Below are 15,850 nucleotides of genomic sequence, written 5' to 3'. Positions count from 1 at the left end.
TGAGAAGAAAGTTCGTGTTCCTTACATGACTACCTTTGCTGCGCTTGGCGTGCCGTCAGCGCTTGTCCGTACCCTCACCAACCAGGGAATCACCGAGCCGTTCCCCATCCAGGTGAAGACCCTCCCCGACACCCTCAAGGGCAAGGACGTGCTGGGCCGCGGCCGCACCGGCTCCGGCAAGACCCTGGCCTTCAGCCTTCCGCTCGTGGCACGAATGGCCGAGCGCGAAGCCGCCTACCGCCGCAAGCCCGGCCGCCCGCTGGCCCTGGTCCTGGCACCGACCCGCGAGCTCGCCACCCAGATCAATGCGACGGTCGAGCCGCTCGCCGAAGAGCTCGGCCTCAACACCACCGTCATCTACGGCGGCGTGTCCCAGGCGCGCCAGGAGAAGGCGCTGCGCGCCGGCGTCGACATTGTGATCGCCTGCCCCGGCCGCCTCGAGGACCTCATGCGCCAGAAGCTGGTCACCCTGGAGTCGGTGGAGATTACCGTGCTCGACGAGGCCGACCACATGGCCGACCTCGGCTTCCTCCCCGTGGTGAAGAAGCTGCTGGACACCACCCCGTCCGACGGGCAGCGCCTGCTGTTCTCGGCCACGCTGGACAACGGCGTGGACAAGCTGGTGCAGCGCTACCTGTCCAACCCGGTCACCCATTCGGTGGACGACCCGCAGGCCGCGGTCACCACCATGGAGCACCACGTGCTGATGATCGGCGATCAGACTCAGAAGAAGCAGCTCGTTGTGCAACTGGCTTCCGGTGCGGGCAAGCGCGTCCTCTTCATGCGCACCAAGCACCACGCGCGCAAGCTCGCCAAGACCCTGACCGACGCCGGCATCCCCGCCGTGGACCTGCACGGCAACCTCTCGCAGAACGCCCGTGACCGGAACCTCGCCGAGTTCTCCTCCGGCGGGGTGAAGGTCCTGGTCGCCACCGACGTGGCAGCACGCGGCGTACACGTTGACGACGTCGAGCTGGTGGTCCACGTCGATCCGCCCACCGAGCACAAGGCCTACCTGCACCGCTCCGGACGTACGGCCCGCGCCGGCTCGGACGGCACCGTCGTCACCATCACCCTGCCCGAGCAGAAGAGCGAAGTGCAGAAGCTGATGAGGGCGGCCGGCGTCGACGTCGCGTTCGAGACTGTTGCCCCCACCTCGCCGCTGGTCGGCAAGCTCATCGGAGAGGTGGCCGAGAAGGTTGACCCGCGCACCCGCGCCGCGTTGCTCGCGAGCCGGGAGAGCGCCTCGCGCGGCCCCGGAACCTCCACCGGCGCCAACGCCCAGCGCAAGCGTGCCCGCCGTGCCGGTGCCGCTCCCGCGGCCGGTGGCCGGGGCGGACGGGGCGGACGCGGCAAGGTGGCTGCCGAGCCGCAGGGGAACCGGGCGGAACGACGCCGGGACCAGCCGCAGGCGCCGCGCTTCGGCACCGAGGGCGGCGACCGTCGTCGTACCGGTGAAGGTGCGGCTAACGGCAACCGCAGCCGCAGGTTGCGTCCTGCCCGCTCGAACGACGTCGCCGCGCACAGCGCCGGCGGTTCGCGCAGCTCGCAGCCCAAGGCGCAGGCCGGCTCCGGCCAGCAGCGTTCACACGCTCCCGCAACGTCGTCGGCCCGCCCGGCGGCCGCCCGCCGCAGCGGATCCCGCAGGGCCAGCGCACCGGCGTCGAACGAGCGCCGCGGCCGCTAGCGAGCCGCTACCAGCCGGCTGATCAGAGCCGCAACAGAACTGCCCACCGAGCCTTCCGGCCGGTGGGCAGTTTGCGTTTCTTGCCTGGTTACCGCCGCTACTCGTCGTGGATGACTTCCTGGTAGCGCGGGCTGTTCGGGTTCATCACGGAGTTGCGCTTGCTGTAGGCGAAGTAGATCACCAGTCCGATCAGCAGCCAGATGCCGAAGCGCAGCCAGGTTCCGGGTTCGAGTTGCAGGATCAGGAACAGGGAAGCGAGGACGCCGAAGGCCGGGATGATCGGCATGAGCGGCAGGCGGAAGGTCCGCGGCTGGTCGGGCCGCTTGTAGCGCAGGACGATCACGGCGAGGCACACGACGACGAACGCGGCGAGGATTCCGATGTTCGTAAGGTCGGCGATCAGGCGGATGGGGAACACCCCGGCGAGGAACGCCGACGCGATCCCGGCGATCCAGGTCACCCGCTGCGGAGTGCCGTGCCGGTCGGTTTCCGAGAACCAGCGGGGGAGAAGCCCGTCGCGGCTCATGGAGAACCACACACGCGTGACACCGAGCAGGAAGGTGAGCATCACGGTGAGGATGGAGATGACCGCGAAGGCGGAGATGATGGTGGCGATCACCGGCAGCCCCACGGACTGGAAGGCGACGGCGAAGGCCGCGCTGGTGTCAAGCTCCTCCCAGTTCTGCATGCCCGTGAGCACCAGGGTGGCCAGGATGTACAGGCCCATGGCGATGGCCAGCGAGAGCAGGATCGCCTTGGGCATGTGCTTCTTGCCGTCCTCGGCTTCCTCGGCGGCGGTGCTCATGGCGTCATACCCGAACACGGCGAAGAATACGACGGCGGCGCCCGTGAACACTGCACCGAATCCGTTGGGCATGAACGGCGTGTAGTTCTCGGCGCTGACGTAGAAGAATCCCAGGCCGATGATGAACAGGATCAACAGGATCTTCAGCGCCACGGCCACCAGCTCGAACCGCCCGAACGTCTTGGTGCCGCGGCTCAGGATGAAGGTGATGAACAGGCAGACCACGATCGCCGGGAGGTTCACCACACCGCCCTCGACGGTGTCGCCCGTTCCCTGCATCCAGACCGGAACCTCCACTCCGATTCCGCCGAGGAACTCCGTGAAGTAGCCCGAGATGCCGATCGCCACGACGGCGACAATCGCGATGTACTCCAGCAGCAGGTCCCAACCGATGAACCAGCCGATGATCTCCCCCAGCGCGACGTAACCGTAGGTGTAGGCCGACCCCGCCCGCGGAATCATCCCCGCGAACTCCGCATAGGAGAGTGCGGCCGCCGCGCTCGCTAGCCCGGCGATGAGGAACGAGATTAGGACCGCGGGTCCGGCACCCTCACCGCCCTCCTGCCCGCTCGCCACCAGGCCCGCCAGCGTGAAGATGCCGATGCCGATAATGCCGCCGACGCCGATAGCTGTCAGCTGCCAGAGCCCGAGGCTCTTGAACAGCCCGCTCTTCTCGGCTTCGTCGTCCATTTGCGCGATCGATTTCCGCCGCATGATCGAATGGGCGTTCTGCACAGCCATGTCCGTCTCCCATCGCCAGGGTGTTTACCTGCTCCGGGTCTGCTCAGGGCAACCCCGTATGGTTCCTGATTCCGATGATGGGAAGAATAGACCCATGAACGCGATTCTGAACATCATTTGGCTCATTTTCGGCGGAATCTGGCTGGCCATCGGGTATTTCGTCGCAGGAATTGTGTGCTGCCTGCTCATTGTCACGATCCCCTTCGGGATAGCATCCTTCCGGATCGGCGCCTACGCGCTCTGGCCTTTCGGCCGCTCAGTGGTGGACCGCGGCGGCCGCACCTACTTCTTCTCCACGATCGGCAACGTCATCTGGGTGGTGGTCGCCGGAATCTGGATCGCCATCGGGCACGTACTGACGTCCATTCCGATGTTCCTCAGCATCATCGGCATCCCGCTGGGCATCGCGAACATCAAGCTGATTCCGGTCTCCCTCATGCCGCTCGGCAAGGAGATTGTGCCCTCCAGCGGAACCATGTTCCCGCAGGTGCGCTAACTTCCGGCTTGCTTCCGACGCCTGCTTCAGGCGCTTGCTTCCGCGCCGGAATGGGCGCCGGTTACTGGGCCGCGCCGCGGAGGAACTCCTCCATCAGCGGTCCGCCGGAGATGGAGCCGCGCTCGCCTTCGCCGACGAACACGGCCACAGCCAGGTCGCCCTGCAGCGCCACCACCCACGCGTGCGTCTGCGGCGGATCCTCCGTCCCGAACTCGGCCGTGCCGGTCTTGGCCAGCACCGGTTCGCCCGGAATGTCGGCTAGCAGTTGCGCGCCCCCCACGGTGACGACGGCGCCCATCATCTCCCTCAGGTCGGCCGCCTCTTCCGGGGTGAGGTTGCTGGGTGGCGGCTCGCTTGCCTCGCCGCTCGGCGAGGCTCCTTCCGTTGCCTCGCCGGTTGCCTCGGCCTCACCGGTTGCCTCAGCCGACGCTTCAGCCGACGACCCAGCCGACGACGACGGCGCCGCCTCCCCGGGGGCGCTCGCCAGGAGCGTCGGAGCGATGCGCTCTCCGGCTCCCACTGATGCGGCCATGATGGCCAGCGAGAGCGGGGAGACGAGCACCTCGCCCTGACCGATCATGGAGGCCGCATGGGTGGTTCCGTCTGCTTCCGTCGGCACCGAGCCGAAGAAGGCAGGGGTGCCGATCGCGACGTCGACACCGATGCCGAGGTCCGCTGCCGCCGTCGCAAGCGCCTCCTGCGAGACGACGTCGCGCTGGGAGATGAAGCCCGTGTTGCAGGACTGGGCGAGCGACTGAAGAAGCGGGATCTCGCCGGTGAACTCGGCGGGGTAGCCGGGTACGTTGGCGAAGGTGCGCCCCTCGACCTCAAGCTCGGGAGGGCAGTCGGTGGGTGTCTCAGGGGTGAAGCCGTTGCGGAGCAGGGCGAGCGACGTGGCCACCTTGAAAGTAGACCCCGGCGGGTACTGACCCAGCAGGGCGGACTGCATGCCCTCGCTGCCGGGTCCGTTGGCAACGGTGAGGATCTCGCCCGTTGAGGGTCGGATGGCGACGATGGATGAGGCGGACGGCTCCTCGGCGAGCACGTCCTCGGCGAGCGTCTGCAGAGCCGGGTCAAGGGTCAGGTTCAGCGGCTCGCCGGCAGTCGGCTCCTTCTCGAACAGCACCTCGCTGGTGCGCGCTTCTCCTTCTCCGGTGACCGCCTCGATGGTCATGCCGGGCTGGCCGCCCAACTGCTCGTCATACTGCAGTTGGAGGCCGGACAGGCCGGTCACGTCACCGGCTTCGAGTCTCCCCTCGGAGTTGTCGATGAGCTCCTCGGTTGCCGCTCCCACGCTGCCGAGCAGCTCCCGGGCAAAGGTGCGGGTGGGAGCAAGCGGCAGGGAATCCGGAATGCCGACAGCCCCGGGTATCTCGTTCAGTTCCTCGGTTGACACCGGGATGTCGTCGTTGTCGCGGAAGACGATCGCCTCGACGAACGCCTCCTCGCCTGCACCGGCCACCTGCTCCGTGTAGGTAGCGGGATCGAGCCCCACCAGCTCCGCGAGGGCCGCCGCGGAGGACTCGAAATCGCCAGCTTCCAACCGGGTCTTGTCGATTCCCACCCGGATCACCGGACGTTCCGTCACGATCACCTCGCCTCCCGCGCCGCGGATTTCCGCACGCTCCGCCGGGGTCCGGGAAACGCTCAGCGCCGCGTCAGCGCTCAGGTTCTGGACTACGACGGCGGGATCCCACGTCACCTGCCAGGCATCTTCAACCCGGGTGAGCTCAGCGGTGGTGGTGTAGGTCCAGTCGGAATCGGTCTCATCCAGGTCCCAGACGTGGTTGAGCTCAGCCGTGGCAGTGTCGTCTCCGGTGGATTCAACGCCGGTCACAGTGACGGTGGGAGAGAAGGGATCCAGGGGCGCGGTGATCTCTTCGAGCTGCGCGTTCGCGTCCTCCGCAGGGACGGCGCCGAAATTCACTCCGCTGATGTCGCCGCCGGTGAGCCCCTCCGCAAGCTGGGCCGCGGCGTCCTCCGCTGTCGGACCGCTGTTGCTGCAGGACGCGAGCGTCAGGGCCATCATCGCGACGGTCAGAACGGACGTTCTTTTGGCTTTCCCCGGGAATCCCATGGCTCTAATTATTGCGCAGGGCCTCCTGTGTTCTTCCTCACTGTGCCAAGAACGTGACGGCAACCACGAGATGCGGAGGGGAGGGCCGGATCCGCGGAACCGTCGCAGAAGATGCATGCCGTGCTCTCCGCGCATCGAATGATACCCGCCAAGCATGAATTGTGGCCCCAATTATGCCCAGTAGGATCGGGTCTCGATGTGCTCCCGATTACGTAACGCAACAGCCTGGGACGCGCACATCCGCCCGGTCTGCGGACCGCCCGTGAACGAATTACAAAGGAACTTCCACCCATGACGCAGTCTGTTGACGCCGTTGTCCCGGATCTGGCCTCCGCTATCAAGAAATTTTTCAGGCGTGTGCTGCCGATCATGCTGATCATGCTGGTCTGCAACCAGTTGAACCGATCCAACATCGGCTACGCGCAGGAACACCTCCAGGCCGACGTTGGTATCGGCGCAGCCGCCTATGGTTTCGGTGCCGGTCTGTTCTTCATCGCCTACGCGATCTTTGAACTTCCCAGCAACGTCATGATGGAGAAGTACGGCGCCAAGGTGTGGCTGACCCGCATCATGATCAGCTGGGGCACCGTCTCCTTCCTCATGGCATTCGTGCAGAACGAAACCATGTTCTACGTCCTGCGCTTCCTGCTGGGAGCGGCCGAGGCGGGCTTCTTCCCCGCCGTCATCTTCTATTTCGCCCGCTGGGTGCCCGCTACCCACCGCGGCAAGGCAACCGCCATATTCATTGCCGGCTCATCGGTTGCCGCCGCTATCTCCGGCCCCGTCGCCGGCCTCCTGCTCAGCCTGCACGGCGCGCTGGGCCTGCGCGGCTGGCAGTGGCTCTTTGGTTTCGAAGGCGCGCTGTCCGTCGTCGTCGGTATGGCTGTGTACTTTGTCCTCGACGCGAAGATCAAGGATGCCAAGTGGCTCACCGCAGGGGAGAAGGAAGCCCTGACCCAGGCGATCAGCGAAGAGGATGCGCAGCACGCAAAGGCTGACGGCGGCAAGGTCAACCGCTGGAAGATGCTCCTCAACCCCCAGATCCTGCTGCTGTGCGGCATCTACTTCTCCGTTCAGCTCTCGATCTACGCCAACACCTTCTGGCTGCCGAGCATTGTCCGTCAGATCCCCGGCACCACCGATCTCAGCGTCGGCTTCCTCTCCTCCATCCCCTGGATCTGCGCCGTCTTCGCGATGTACTTCGCAGCCAAGCTGCAGGACAAGGCCAAGTCCAAGAAGCCGCTGCTCGTCGTGGCGCTGCTGGTTGCCGCCGTCGGCACCTTCGCTGCCGCAATTACGACGCCGGTGCTCGCCCTGGTCTTCCTGGCCGTCGCGGCCATGGGGTTCAAGAGCGCATCCCCGCTGTTCTGGACCATCCCGCAGTCGGGCCTGCACCCGCTGGTGCTGGCTCCGGCCATCGCGATTATCAACTCGCTCGGCAACCTGGGCGGCTTCGTGGCCCCGTTCGGCTTCGGCATCATCAAGGAGCAGACGGGCAGCGTCATCCCCGGCCTGTTCGCCCTCGCCGCGGCATCCACGCTTGCCGCCGGCCTGGTCTACTTCCTCAAGGAACGCCGGACCGGCAACGATGCTCCGCCCAAGGGGCTGGTGGACACAGCTGAGGTGGAGGCAGTCGAACCTGCTACCCGCCAGGCCTGACGACCCCGACCGCGACCTCTGTCGCCTCCCTGGCCGGGCCTCACCCCCCCTCCCGATCGATGAACCTCCGGGCATACCATCGAAGGCATGAGCCCAACCCGGATTGAATTGGCACCAGGTCTTACGGTTAGCGCGCAGGGATTCGGTGGCATGGCGCTCACCGAGGTTTACGGCGGTGCGGATCCCGAGGAAGCCCTCAGGACCCTGCATTCCGCTGTGGACCTCGGTGTGACGTTCATAGACACTGCAGATATTTACGGAGCCGGCTCCAACGAGGAACTCGTGGGCCGGCTCCTTTCTGTTCGCCGGAACGAAGTGGAGCTGGCCACCAAGTTCGGCATCGAGGGCAGCCCGGCTGCAGGCTATCGCGGTGTCCGCGGGAATGCCGCCTATGTCCGGAGCGCGGCGGAGGCGAGCCTGAAGCGGCTGGGGACGGACGTCATCGACCTCTATTACATGCACCGGCGGGACACGTCAGTGCCGATCGAGGAGACCGTGGGTGCAATGGCCCAGCTCGTCTCCGAGGGCAAGGTGCGCTTCCTCGGTTTGTCGGAGGTTACCGCGGACGAGCTGGCCGCCGCCCACGCGGTGCATCCCATCGCGGCCGTGCAGAGCGAGTGGTCGATTTGGAGCCGCGACGTAGAACGCCAGGTGGTGCCCACAGCGGCTCAGCTAGGCGTTGGGTTTGTTCCCTACTCACCCCTGGGTCGGGGTTTTCTCACCGGTACCGTGCAGCAGGACTCGCTCGGCGACGGCGACTTCCGCCACCGGGTGCCACGCTTCAGTGCCGACGCCATGAAGGCGAACGCGTCCGTCGTGGAGGCGGTGCAGTCCGTCGCGTTGAACACCGGCGCCACCCCCGCGCAGGTGGCACTGGCCTGGCTTTCCGCGCAAGGTTCGCGGTTCGGGCTTCCGGTGGTCCCGATCCCCGGAACGCGCAAACCCGAGCGTGTCGAGGAGAATTTTGCGGCACTGCGCATCCGTCTTTCCGAGGCTGACCTCGACGTGCTCGATGCCGCCGCGGACCTTGTAGTGGGGGAGCGCAGCGCGGATCCGGCATGGGTCTCGAAGGGCAGGGAAGGCTGAGAACAATAGCCCGCTGAGCGCAGTTCGCCTGAAGTGAAAAGGACGCGCGACCATCCCACTCAAGAGTTGAGCGTAGTACACTCAACTTAGTTGTTGTGCTACTCCAGGGAGGTCGGCATGGACGCCAAGTTCACTACCAAGAGCCAGGAAGCGCTGAGCGCTTCCGCCATGAATGCATCCACGGCGGGGAACCCGCAGGTGGAGCCTGTGCACCTGCTCAAGGCGCTGATGGACCAGCGCGACGGCGTTGCCGTCGCCCTCCTTACCGGCGCCGGTGTGGGCGCGGACAGCGTGAGCGTCAAGGCGAGCTCCGCGATCAAGGCGTTGCCGTCGTCGTCGGGCTCCTCCGTGGCGCAGGCGCAGTTCTCCCGGCCCATGCTGCAGGTCATCACGGCCGCCCAGCAGGAGGCCGAGACACTCGGCGACTCCTATGTCTCCACCGAGCACCTGCTGCTGGGTATCGCTGCCGATTCCGGCGCGGCCGGCCGCATCCTGAAGGAAGAGGGCGCGTCCCTCGATGCGCTGAGGGCGGCGCTTCCGGGCGTCCGCGGTGACCGGCGGGTCACCAGCCCGGACCCGGAGAACACCTTCCAGGCGCTCGAGAAGTTCGGCGTGGACCTCACCGAGATTGCACGTTCGGGCAAGCTTGACCCCGTCATCGGGCGGGACACCGAAATCCGTCGCGTGGTGCAGGTGCTGTCCCGCCGCACCAAGAACAACCCGGTGCTGATCGGCGAGCCCGGCGTCGGCAAGACCGCCGTCGTCGAGGGGCTTGCTCAGCGCATGGTCGCCGGTGACGTGCCGGAATCCCTGCGCGGGAAGACGCTGATCAGCCTGGACCTGGGCTCCATGATCGCCGGTGCCAAGTACCGCGGCGAGTTCGAGGAGCGGCTCAAGGCTGTGCTCGAGGAGATCAAGGCGTCGAACGGGCAGATCGTCACGTTCATCGACGAGCTTCACACCGTCGTCGGGGCAGGCGCGTCCGAAGGCTCCATGGACGCCGGCAACATGCTCAAGCCCATGCTCGCCCGCGGTGAACTGCGCCTGATCGGTGCAACCACGCTCGATGAGTACCGCGAGAACATCGAAAAGGACGCCGCGCTGGAACGCCGCTTCCAGCAGGTCTACGTCGGCGAGCCCAGCGTGGAAGACACCATCGGTATCCTGCGCGGACTGAAGGAACGGTACGAGGCGCACCACAAGGTTTCCATCGCCGACTCCGCCCTCGTTGCGGCAGCCACGCTGTCCAACCGCTACATCACCGGCCGGCAGTTGCCCGACAAGGCCATCGACTTGGTGGATGAAGCAGCGTCGCGCCTGCGCATGGAGATTGACTCCGCACCGGAGGAGATCGACCAGCTGCGCCGCGCCGTCGACCGTTTGACCATGGAGGAGCTCGCCCTTGAGGGTGAGACCGACGAGGCGTCCGTGGAGCGGCTCGAGGCCCTGCGTGCGGACATGGCCGACCGCAAGGAGCAGCTGGCCGCGCTGAACGCCCGCTGGGAAGCCGAAAAGGCCGGGCTGAACCGGGTCGGTGACCTGAAGGCGAAGCTGGATGAATTGCGCTCACAGGCCGACCGCGCGCAGCGTGAAGGCGACCTTGAAGCGGCGTCGCGCATCCTGTACGGCGAGATCCCACAGGTGCAGCGCGAGTTGGACGAGGCCCAGGCCGAGGAAGCCCGTACCGCAGACGAGCCTGAGCTGATGGTGGCCGAGGAAGTTACTGGAGCCGACATCGCGGAGGTCATTTCGGCGTGGACCGGCATCCCTGCCGGCCGCATGCTGCAGGGCGAGAGCCAGAAGCTCCTGCACATGGAGGAGAACCTCGGGAACCGGCTGATCGGCCAGAAGAAGGCCGTGGCGTCGGTCTCCGACGCGGTACGCCGTGCACGTGCCGGAATCTCCGACCCGGACCGGCCCACCGGCTCCTTCCTGTTCCTCGGCCCCACCGGCGTCGGCAAGACCGAGCTCGCCAAGTCCCTGGCGGACTTCCTGTTCGACGACGAACGCGCCATGGTGCGCATCGACATGTCCGAGTACTCCGAAAAGCACGCCGTTGCCCGGTTGGTGGGAGCCCCTCCGGGCTACGTCGGCTACGAGGAGGGTGGACAGCTCACCGAGGCCGTCCGGCGCCGCCCCTACAGCGTGGTGCTGCTGGACGAGGTTGAAAAGGCTCACCCGGAAGTCTTCGACATCCTGCTGCAGGTGCTCGACGACGGCCGCCTCACCGACGGCCAGGGCCGCACGGTGGACTTCCGCAACGTCATCCTCGTGATGACCTCGAACCTCGGTTCCCAGTTCCTGGTCGACCCGACGCTCGATGAGAAGGCCCGCCGCGACGCCGTGATGTCGGTGGTGAATGTCAGCTTCAAGCCGGAGTTCCTGAACCGGCTGGACGACATCATCATGTTCGATGCGCTCAGCATCGAGGAGCTCTCGCAGATCGTGGATTTGCAGGTCCAGTCCCTGGCCGGACGCCTGCAGGAACGGCGGCTCACCCTGGATGTCACGGACGCCGCCCGCGAGTGGCTGGCTCTGACGGGCTTCGACCCGGCGTACGGTGCCCGTCCGCTGCGCCGACTGGTGCAGCGCGAGATCGGCGACCGGCTTGCGCGCGGACTCCTCGCCGGAGACATCAGCGACGGCGACAAGGTGCGTGTGGACCGCGCTACCGACGGCGCTGAAGGGCTGAGCGTCGCCAGCGTCACCGACTAGCGGAAATCACCGGCTGACGGCCAGGACACCTGCCGGCGGGTTAGCGCGACCTTCGCCCGCTAGCCCGCCAGCAGTGCTAGCGCGCCAGCAGTGTGTCAGTGATGACGTTGCCCTCGTCAGAGACCACGAAGCAGTCCAGCCTTCGGTCGCCCTCCGCCCACGTGCGCGACGTCGGGGTGACCTGGGTGAGGGTGAGCCCGCTGTAGTCAGCTGCTGCCGTCTCATCGATCTGGACGGCATTGCACAGCTCATCGCCGCTGGCGCCCAGAGACTCCTCGCCGGGGAACTCGGCTTCCGCAGGGAGGCTGGTGGTTGCAAGCAGCTGCGCGTTGTGTGGAGTGGTGCAGGTGACCGTGGTGACATTGGCGCTGACGTTCGCCGAGTCGAAGCTTCGAATGCAGTCACCGGTGGCGAGCTGAAGGGGCGAGAGATTTTCGGCGATGATTCCGTCCGCGCCGGGAGTGGTATTGGCGGAAGGGCCCGCGCCGGGATCGCTTCCCTGCACTGCGTCCACAATGCGTACAATCGCGAAAATCAGAAGGGCTACCACTAGTACTGCAACCGCGACCACAATGAGCCGGCTTCGGCCCGACTTTTTCGGCTCGTTGCTTCGGGTGGCGCGCCTGCTGCCGGCCCGGCCCGGCTCGCCTGCTGAAGCACCGGCCGGCGGGAAGCCGTAGGGCCCGCCGACAGGCGTCTGCGCCTGCGCGGCAGGCTTCGGCGACGGGAAGGGCTGCGCCCATGGCGAGGCAGGGGCGCCTTCAGTGCCAGCGGGGGCACCGGCGTCGTCATCAGCGGGGGCACCGGCGTCGTCAGCAGGGCCACCGGCGTCGGTAGCGGGCGCGCCTGCGGCCGGAGGTTCGGCCTGCTGGGACGCAATCGCCTGTCCCTCCTCGAACAGGGCGTCCCAGCGCTCCTGGTCTTCCTGCGACGCCGTCCAGCCGGGTTCATCGCCTGACGCCGCGAGGTTGGTGATGGCGGGAGGGACATCGCCGGCTTTGCCGCCCGCGGGAGCAGTGCCTGCCACGTCGGCCTCCGCCTGCGGCTGCGGGCCGCCAACCAGGGTCCCCACCTCGTCGGCCTCCTGCGCTACGGCCTCCGCTTCCGACGCCGCTTCGCCGAGGGATGCGGCGTCAGCCGACTCCGCACTGATCTCCGCCGGCTCAAGGGAGGGCTCAGTCAGGGTCACGGCCTCCGCGGGGGTATCGAGATCGGGCTCGAGGGCGTCGTCCGAAACCTCAGGATCGGCGAGCCTTACGTCGTCGGAATCTACGAGCACCGGTTCCGGTATTGCCGGTTCGCCTGCCGAATCGCCGTTCTCCGGCTTGCCCGGCTGATCGCTCATAGTGAACTGCCCTCTCCTGTGCCCAACTGTGCTGCGGGCGGCTGTGCTCCGATTAACCCCCGACTTTAGCCAACAATGTTGCCCGAACGCATGATCGAGACGCGGGGCGCGGCTGGTATTGCGACGTGTTCGAGGCGGCCGGGACGCGCGTGGTACCTGAAAGCATGTAACCTATACGTACGACACATTGACCGGATACTCCGGGGCCTCGCTACGTCTTGCTTCAAGGCTCAAGCGACCACCTCCGGATCGACGCACAAAAGGGGGTCACGCCATGGGGCGCGGCCGTCAGAAGGCGAAAGCCACCAAGCAGGCGCGGGACATGAAGTACTTCAGCCCGGCCACTGACTACTCGGCACTGCAGCGTGAGCTCACAGGCCCCAGTAGTCGTGCCTCCCGCCATGATGATCCGGTTGAACCGGACTACGCGGAGTATGAGGACAAGTACGCGGACCAGTTTGATGATGAAGAGGACGACGGCGACACTCGCCGTATCGGTTAACCAGCCTCTTCGCCTGGGCTGAGAGCCCGCACCATACGTTAAGAACCAGCGGCCACGACAGTAATTGTCAGGCCGCTGGTTCTTGTTGTGCACGCAACGCCTTTCATGCCCAGGCCCAAACGGAAACGTCGGTAGGTTGCAGGATCGTCGGACAGCCCCGACGATCCTGCAACCTACCGACGCGTTTGTGAAAGGAAGCGCTCCGGCTCAGCCGCGGTTATGGCTTCCGGACAGTGCCTCCCGATTGCGTTCGAGTGGAGCGGCAGTGCTCTGGCGCACCACAAGGCTGGTGGCAAGGTCCAGCCTCAGGTTGTTGGGGCGTTCCCCCTCGCGGAGGCGCAGGACCATCCGGGTCGCTTCCTCTGCCATCTGGATGAGCGGCTGGTGGATCGTGGTGAGGGCAGGACTTGACCACCGGGCCAGTTGCAGGTCGTCGTAGCCAACGATGGAGAGTTCCTCCGGGACCCGCAGGCCGATCTGCCGGGCGGCGTCCAGCACGCCCAGGGCCTGCAGATCGCTGCCGGCAAAGATGGCCGTGGGCGGGGCCTCGCTGGTCAGCAGCGCCAGTGCGTGGTCGCGCCCGCCGTCGACGTGGAAGTTGCCGTAGCGGATAAAGCCCGGTTCTATCGGCAGCGAGGCCATGTTCATAGCCGAGCGGTAGCCGTCAACGCGGGCGAGCGAACACATCATGTCTTCGGGGCCGCTGATCACAGCCACACGGGAGTGCCCCAGTTCGATCAGGTGGCGCGTGGCCATCATGCCGCCTGCCCAGTTTGCGGAGCCCACGGAGGGTACATCGGGTGAGGGGTCCCCGGCCGGATCGATGATCACGAAGGGAATTCCGCGGGCATCAAGTTTCTGGCGGAAATCGTGAGGAAGGTCGGAGAAGACAAGCACCACTCCGGCTGGACGTCGGGCCATCACACCCTCGATCCATTCCGTTCCGGGCGCTTGCCGTGTACCTGTCTCCGTGAGGACGACGCTCATGCCGTGTTCGCGCGCAACGTTCTCAACGCCGCGAATCAGCTCCAGAGCCCACGCGCTTTCCAGTTCGTGAAAAACCAACTCCACCAGCCCGGTCCTGACGTTGGATGACTGGCGACGTCGGTACCCGTGCCGCTCCAGTAGCTCCTCAACTTTCGCGCGAGTTTTCGCGGAAACGTCCGAACGCCCGTTCACCACCTTGGAGATGGTGGCCAGCGAGACTCCCGCCTCCGAGGCCAACTGAGCCAGCGTTACCCTTGGTTCCTCCGTACCGTTCGACATGGTGTCAGCATACATGGAGCGAAAGTTTTCGAAAGACCTATCGAAAAACTAATGTGACGCGTCGCACTTTTTCTCCTTGCGCATCCCCGGAATCGATATATACACTCAATCCATCATGTAACTTTCGATGAAAACATCGAAACTTTCGAGAGGCGTTCGATGAAGAACAACCGAACCTGGATGGCACGGGGTCTAGCAGGCACCGCAGCCGTGATGCTGGGACTGACGCTGGCGGGATGTGGCGGAGGAGGCGGCGACGCTTCCAACCGACCCGAAGGTGAGCTGCACCTGGCCGTGTACGGGGACGCCGGTAACACGGTGGAACAGGCAATGGTGGACAAGTTCAACGAGACGTCCGACGTCAAGATCGTACTCGACACCATCCCCGGAGCCGACTACCAGACGAAGCTGCAGACCATCATTGATACCGAGTCTGCCCCGGACATCTTCTTCAACTGGGGCGGCGGAAGCATCGCCAACTTCGTTGATGCCGGCCTCGTCCTGCCGCTCGACGAGTACATCGAGGAAGATCCGCAGCTGAAGGAAGCCTTCCTGCCGTCGGTTTTCGAGACGGCGACGGTGGACGGCAAGGCATACGGCGTGCCGATGCGCGGCACACAGCCGGTGATGCTGTTCAACAACTCGGAAGTCCTCAAGAAGGCAGGCATCGATGCTCCCCCGGCGACGTGGGATGAGCTGCTCGACGCGGTAGAGAAGCTGAAGGCCATTGGAGTTACGCCGATCGCCCTTGGCGGCGCGGACCAGTGGCCCACTCAAATGTGGTTCCAGTACGTCTTCGACCGGGTAGCAGGCGAGGACCTGTTCCAGAAGGCAATCGACGGAGACACCAGCGTGTGGGAGTCCGAGGAGAGTCGCAAGGCACTGGGCATGCTCCGTGAACTGGTGGATGCGGGTGCTTTCGGCACCAACTTCGACTCCGTCAAATTCACCGACGGCGGATCTCCCGCCCTGCTCTCCAGCGGCCGCGCGGGCTTCGAACTGATGGGATCGTGGGCCTACGCCACGCATCAGGATTCGGACCCCGCGTTCGCTGAGGAGGTCCTCGGGTATAGCGAGTTCCCCGCCATTGAAGGTGGAAAGGGTGACCCCCACAACCTGGCCGGCAACACCAACAACTTCTACTCGATCCACAAGAACACCCGCTACCCGGATGAGGCTGCCGAATTCCTCAAGCTGATGTACTCGGACGAGTTCGTGCAGCAGCAGGTTGCAATCGGAAACCTCCCCACCACAACCAACACGGAGCAGTTCCTCGATCAGGCGGCGGATCCCGAGTTCGCCAAGTACCAGTTCGACCTCGTGCAGAACGCGCCGCACTTCCAGCTCTCCTGGGACCAGGCCTACCCGCCCGAGGCAACCGTGACCATCCACACTGCCGTTTCGCAGTTCTTCAGCGGCCAGATCGATGAAGACGGCTTCATCAAGGCCATGCAGAGTTTGTAGGACACAC

At 65.6% G+C, this 15,850-nt stretch carries 11 protein-coding genes; 7 read left to right on the top strand and 4 right to left on the bottom strand.

Annotated elements, in window-relative coordinates; all coding sequences use genetic code 11:
• Positions 1–25: 25 nt before the first annotated feature.
• Positions 26–1,687 (top strand): DEAD/DEAH box helicase, encoded by a 1,662-nt coding sequence (locus GC088_RS12620; protein WP_323959339.1) that lies wholly within the window; start codon positions 26–28, stop codon positions 1,685–1,687.
• Between the two features lie 97 nt (positions 1,688–1,784).
• Here the strand turns inward: GC088_RS12620 and GC088_RS12615 are convergent, their stop codons facing one another.
• Complete coding sequence (locus GC088_RS12615; RefSeq protein ID WP_323959338.1) at positions 1,785–3,233, bottom strand: amino acid permease; 1,449 nt, start codon at positions 3,231–3,233, stop codon at positions 1,785–1,787.
• A gap of 94 nt (positions 3,234–3,327) precedes the next feature.
• Here GC088_RS12615 and GC088_RS12610 point away from each other — a divergent pair, with 94 nt between their 5' ends.
• Entirely contained in the window at positions 3,328–3,729 is a 402-nt protein-coding gene (locus GC088_RS12610; RefSeq protein ID WP_323959337.1) for a YccF domain-containing protein, read from the top strand.
• Between the two features lie 61 nt (positions 3,730–3,790).
• On the opposite strand, the gene GC088_RS12605 is transcribed toward GC088_RS12610, so the two are convergent.
• A complete protein-coding gene (locus tag GC088_RS12605; protein ID WP_323959336.1) occupies positions 3,791–5,806 on the bottom strand; it encodes a penicillin-binding transpeptidase domain-containing protein in 2,016 nt (671 codons plus the stop codon).
• Positions 5,807–6,097: 291 nt separating this feature from the next.
• Here GC088_RS12605 and GC088_RS12600 point away from each other — a divergent pair, with 291 nt between their 5' ends.
• The 3 genes from GC088_RS12600 to clpB all read left to right on the top strand — a co-directional run bounded on the left by GC088_RS12600 (position 6,098) and on the right by clpB (position 11,266).
• Complete coding sequence (locus GC088_RS12600; protein WP_323959335.1) at positions 6,098–7,465, top strand: MFS transporter; 1,368 nt, start codon at positions 6,098–6,100, stop codon at positions 7,463–7,465.
• Between the two features lie 87 nt (positions 7,466–7,552).
• Positions 7,553–8,551 (top strand): aldo/keto reductase, encoded by a 999-nt coding sequence (locus tag GC088_RS12595; RefSeq protein WP_323959334.1) that lies wholly within the window; start codon positions 7,553–7,555, stop codon positions 8,549–8,551.
• Between the two features lie 117 nt (positions 8,552–8,668).
• On the top strand, positions 8,669–11,266 hold the full coding sequence (gene clpB, locus GC088_RS12590; protein ID WP_323959333.1) for an ATP-dependent chaperone ClpB: 2,598 nt from the start codon (positions 8,669–8,671) through the stop codon (positions 11,264–11,266).
• A gap of 76 nt (positions 11,267–11,342) precedes the next feature.
• Here clpB and GC088_RS12585 read toward each other — a convergent pair whose 3' ends face one another.
• Complete coding sequence (locus GC088_RS12585; protein ID WP_323959332.1) at positions 11,343–12,611, bottom strand: septum formation family protein; 1,269 nt, start codon at positions 12,609–12,611, stop codon at positions 11,343–11,345.
• A gap of 274 nt (positions 12,612–12,885) precedes the next feature.
• Here GC088_RS12585 and GC088_RS12580 point away from each other — a divergent pair, with 274 nt between their 5' ends.
• Complete coding sequence (locus tag GC088_RS12580; RefSeq protein WP_323959331.1) at positions 12,886–13,113, top strand: DUF3073 domain-containing protein; 228 nt, start codon at positions 12,886–12,888, stop codon at positions 13,111–13,113.
• A gap of 207 nt (positions 13,114–13,320) precedes the next feature.
• Here the strand turns inward: GC088_RS12580 and GC088_RS12575 are convergent, their stop codons facing one another.
• The gene (locus GC088_RS12575) at positions 13,321–14,379 is read right to left on the bottom strand and encodes a LacI family DNA-binding transcriptional regulator (RefSeq protein ID WP_323959330.1); all 1,059 of its coding nucleotides are present in this window, start codon (positions 14,377–14,379) and stop codon (positions 13,321–13,323) included.
• 159 nt (positions 14,380–14,538) lie between these two features.
• On the opposite strand from GC088_RS12575, the gene GC088_RS12570 reads away from it, so the two are divergent.
• On the top strand, positions 14,539–15,843 hold the full coding sequence (locus GC088_RS12570) for an extracellular solute-binding protein (protein WP_323959329.1): 1,305 nt from the start codon (positions 14,539–14,541) through the stop codon (positions 15,841–15,843).
• Positions 15,844–15,850: the final 7 nt, after the last annotated feature.

This window comes from Arthrobacter sp. JZ12 (genome assembly GCF_035189165.1).
Taxonomy (GTDB): Bacteria; Actinomycetota; Actinomycetes; order Actinomycetales; family Micrococcaceae; genus Arthrobacter_D.
The sequence above is the reverse complement of the archived record's forward strand: the minus strand, read 5'-3'. Positions and strand labels throughout refer to the sequence as shown.

What these genes read in the sequence shown, in the direction of transcription:
- GC088_RS12585 (WP_323959332.1), bottom strand. Translation starts at nt 12,611, where the DNA reads ATGAGCGATCAGCCGGGCAAGCCGGAGAACGGCGATTCGGCAGGCGAA.
- GC088_RS12575 (WP_323959330.1), bottom strand. Translation starts at nt 14,379, where the DNA reads ATGTCGAACGGTACGGAGGAACCAAGGGTAACGCTGGCTCAGTTGGCC.
- GC088_RS12610 (WP_323959337.1), top strand. Translation starts at nt 3,328, where the DNA reads ATGAACGCGATTCTGAACATCATTTGGCTCATTTTCGGCGGAATCTGG.
- GC088_RS12620 (WP_323959339.1), top strand. Translation starts at nt 26, where the DNA reads ATGACTACCTTTGCTGCGCTTGGCGTGCCGTCAGCGCTTGTCCGTACC.
- clpB (WP_323959333.1), top strand. Translation starts at nt 8,669, where the DNA reads ATGGACGCCAAGTTCACTACCAAGAGCCAGGAAGCGCTGAGCGCTTCC.
- GC088_RS12595 (WP_323959334.1), top strand. Translation starts at nt 7,553, where the DNA reads ATGAGCCCAACCCGGATTGAATTGGCACCAGGTCTTACGGTTAGCGCG.
- GC088_RS12570 (WP_323959329.1), top strand. Translation starts at nt 14,539, where the DNA reads ATGAAGAACAACCGAACCTGGATGGCACGGGGTCTAGCAGGCACCGCA.
- GC088_RS12605 (WP_323959336.1), bottom strand. Translation starts at nt 5,806, where the DNA reads ATGGGATTCCCGGGGAAAGCCAAAAGAACGTCCGTTCTGACCGTCGCG.
- GC088_RS12600 (WP_323959335.1), top strand. Translation starts at nt 6,098, where the DNA reads ATGACGCAGTCTGTTGACGCCGTTGTCCCGGATCTGGCCTCCGCTATC.
- GC088_RS12615 (WP_323959338.1), bottom strand. Translation starts at nt 3,233, where the DNA reads ATGGCTGTGCAGAACGCCCATTCGATCATGCGGCGGAAATCGATCGCG.
- GC088_RS12580 (WP_323959331.1), top strand. Translation starts at nt 12,886, where the DNA reads ATGGGGCGCGGCCGTCAGAAGGCGAAAGCCACCAAGCAGGCGCGGGAC.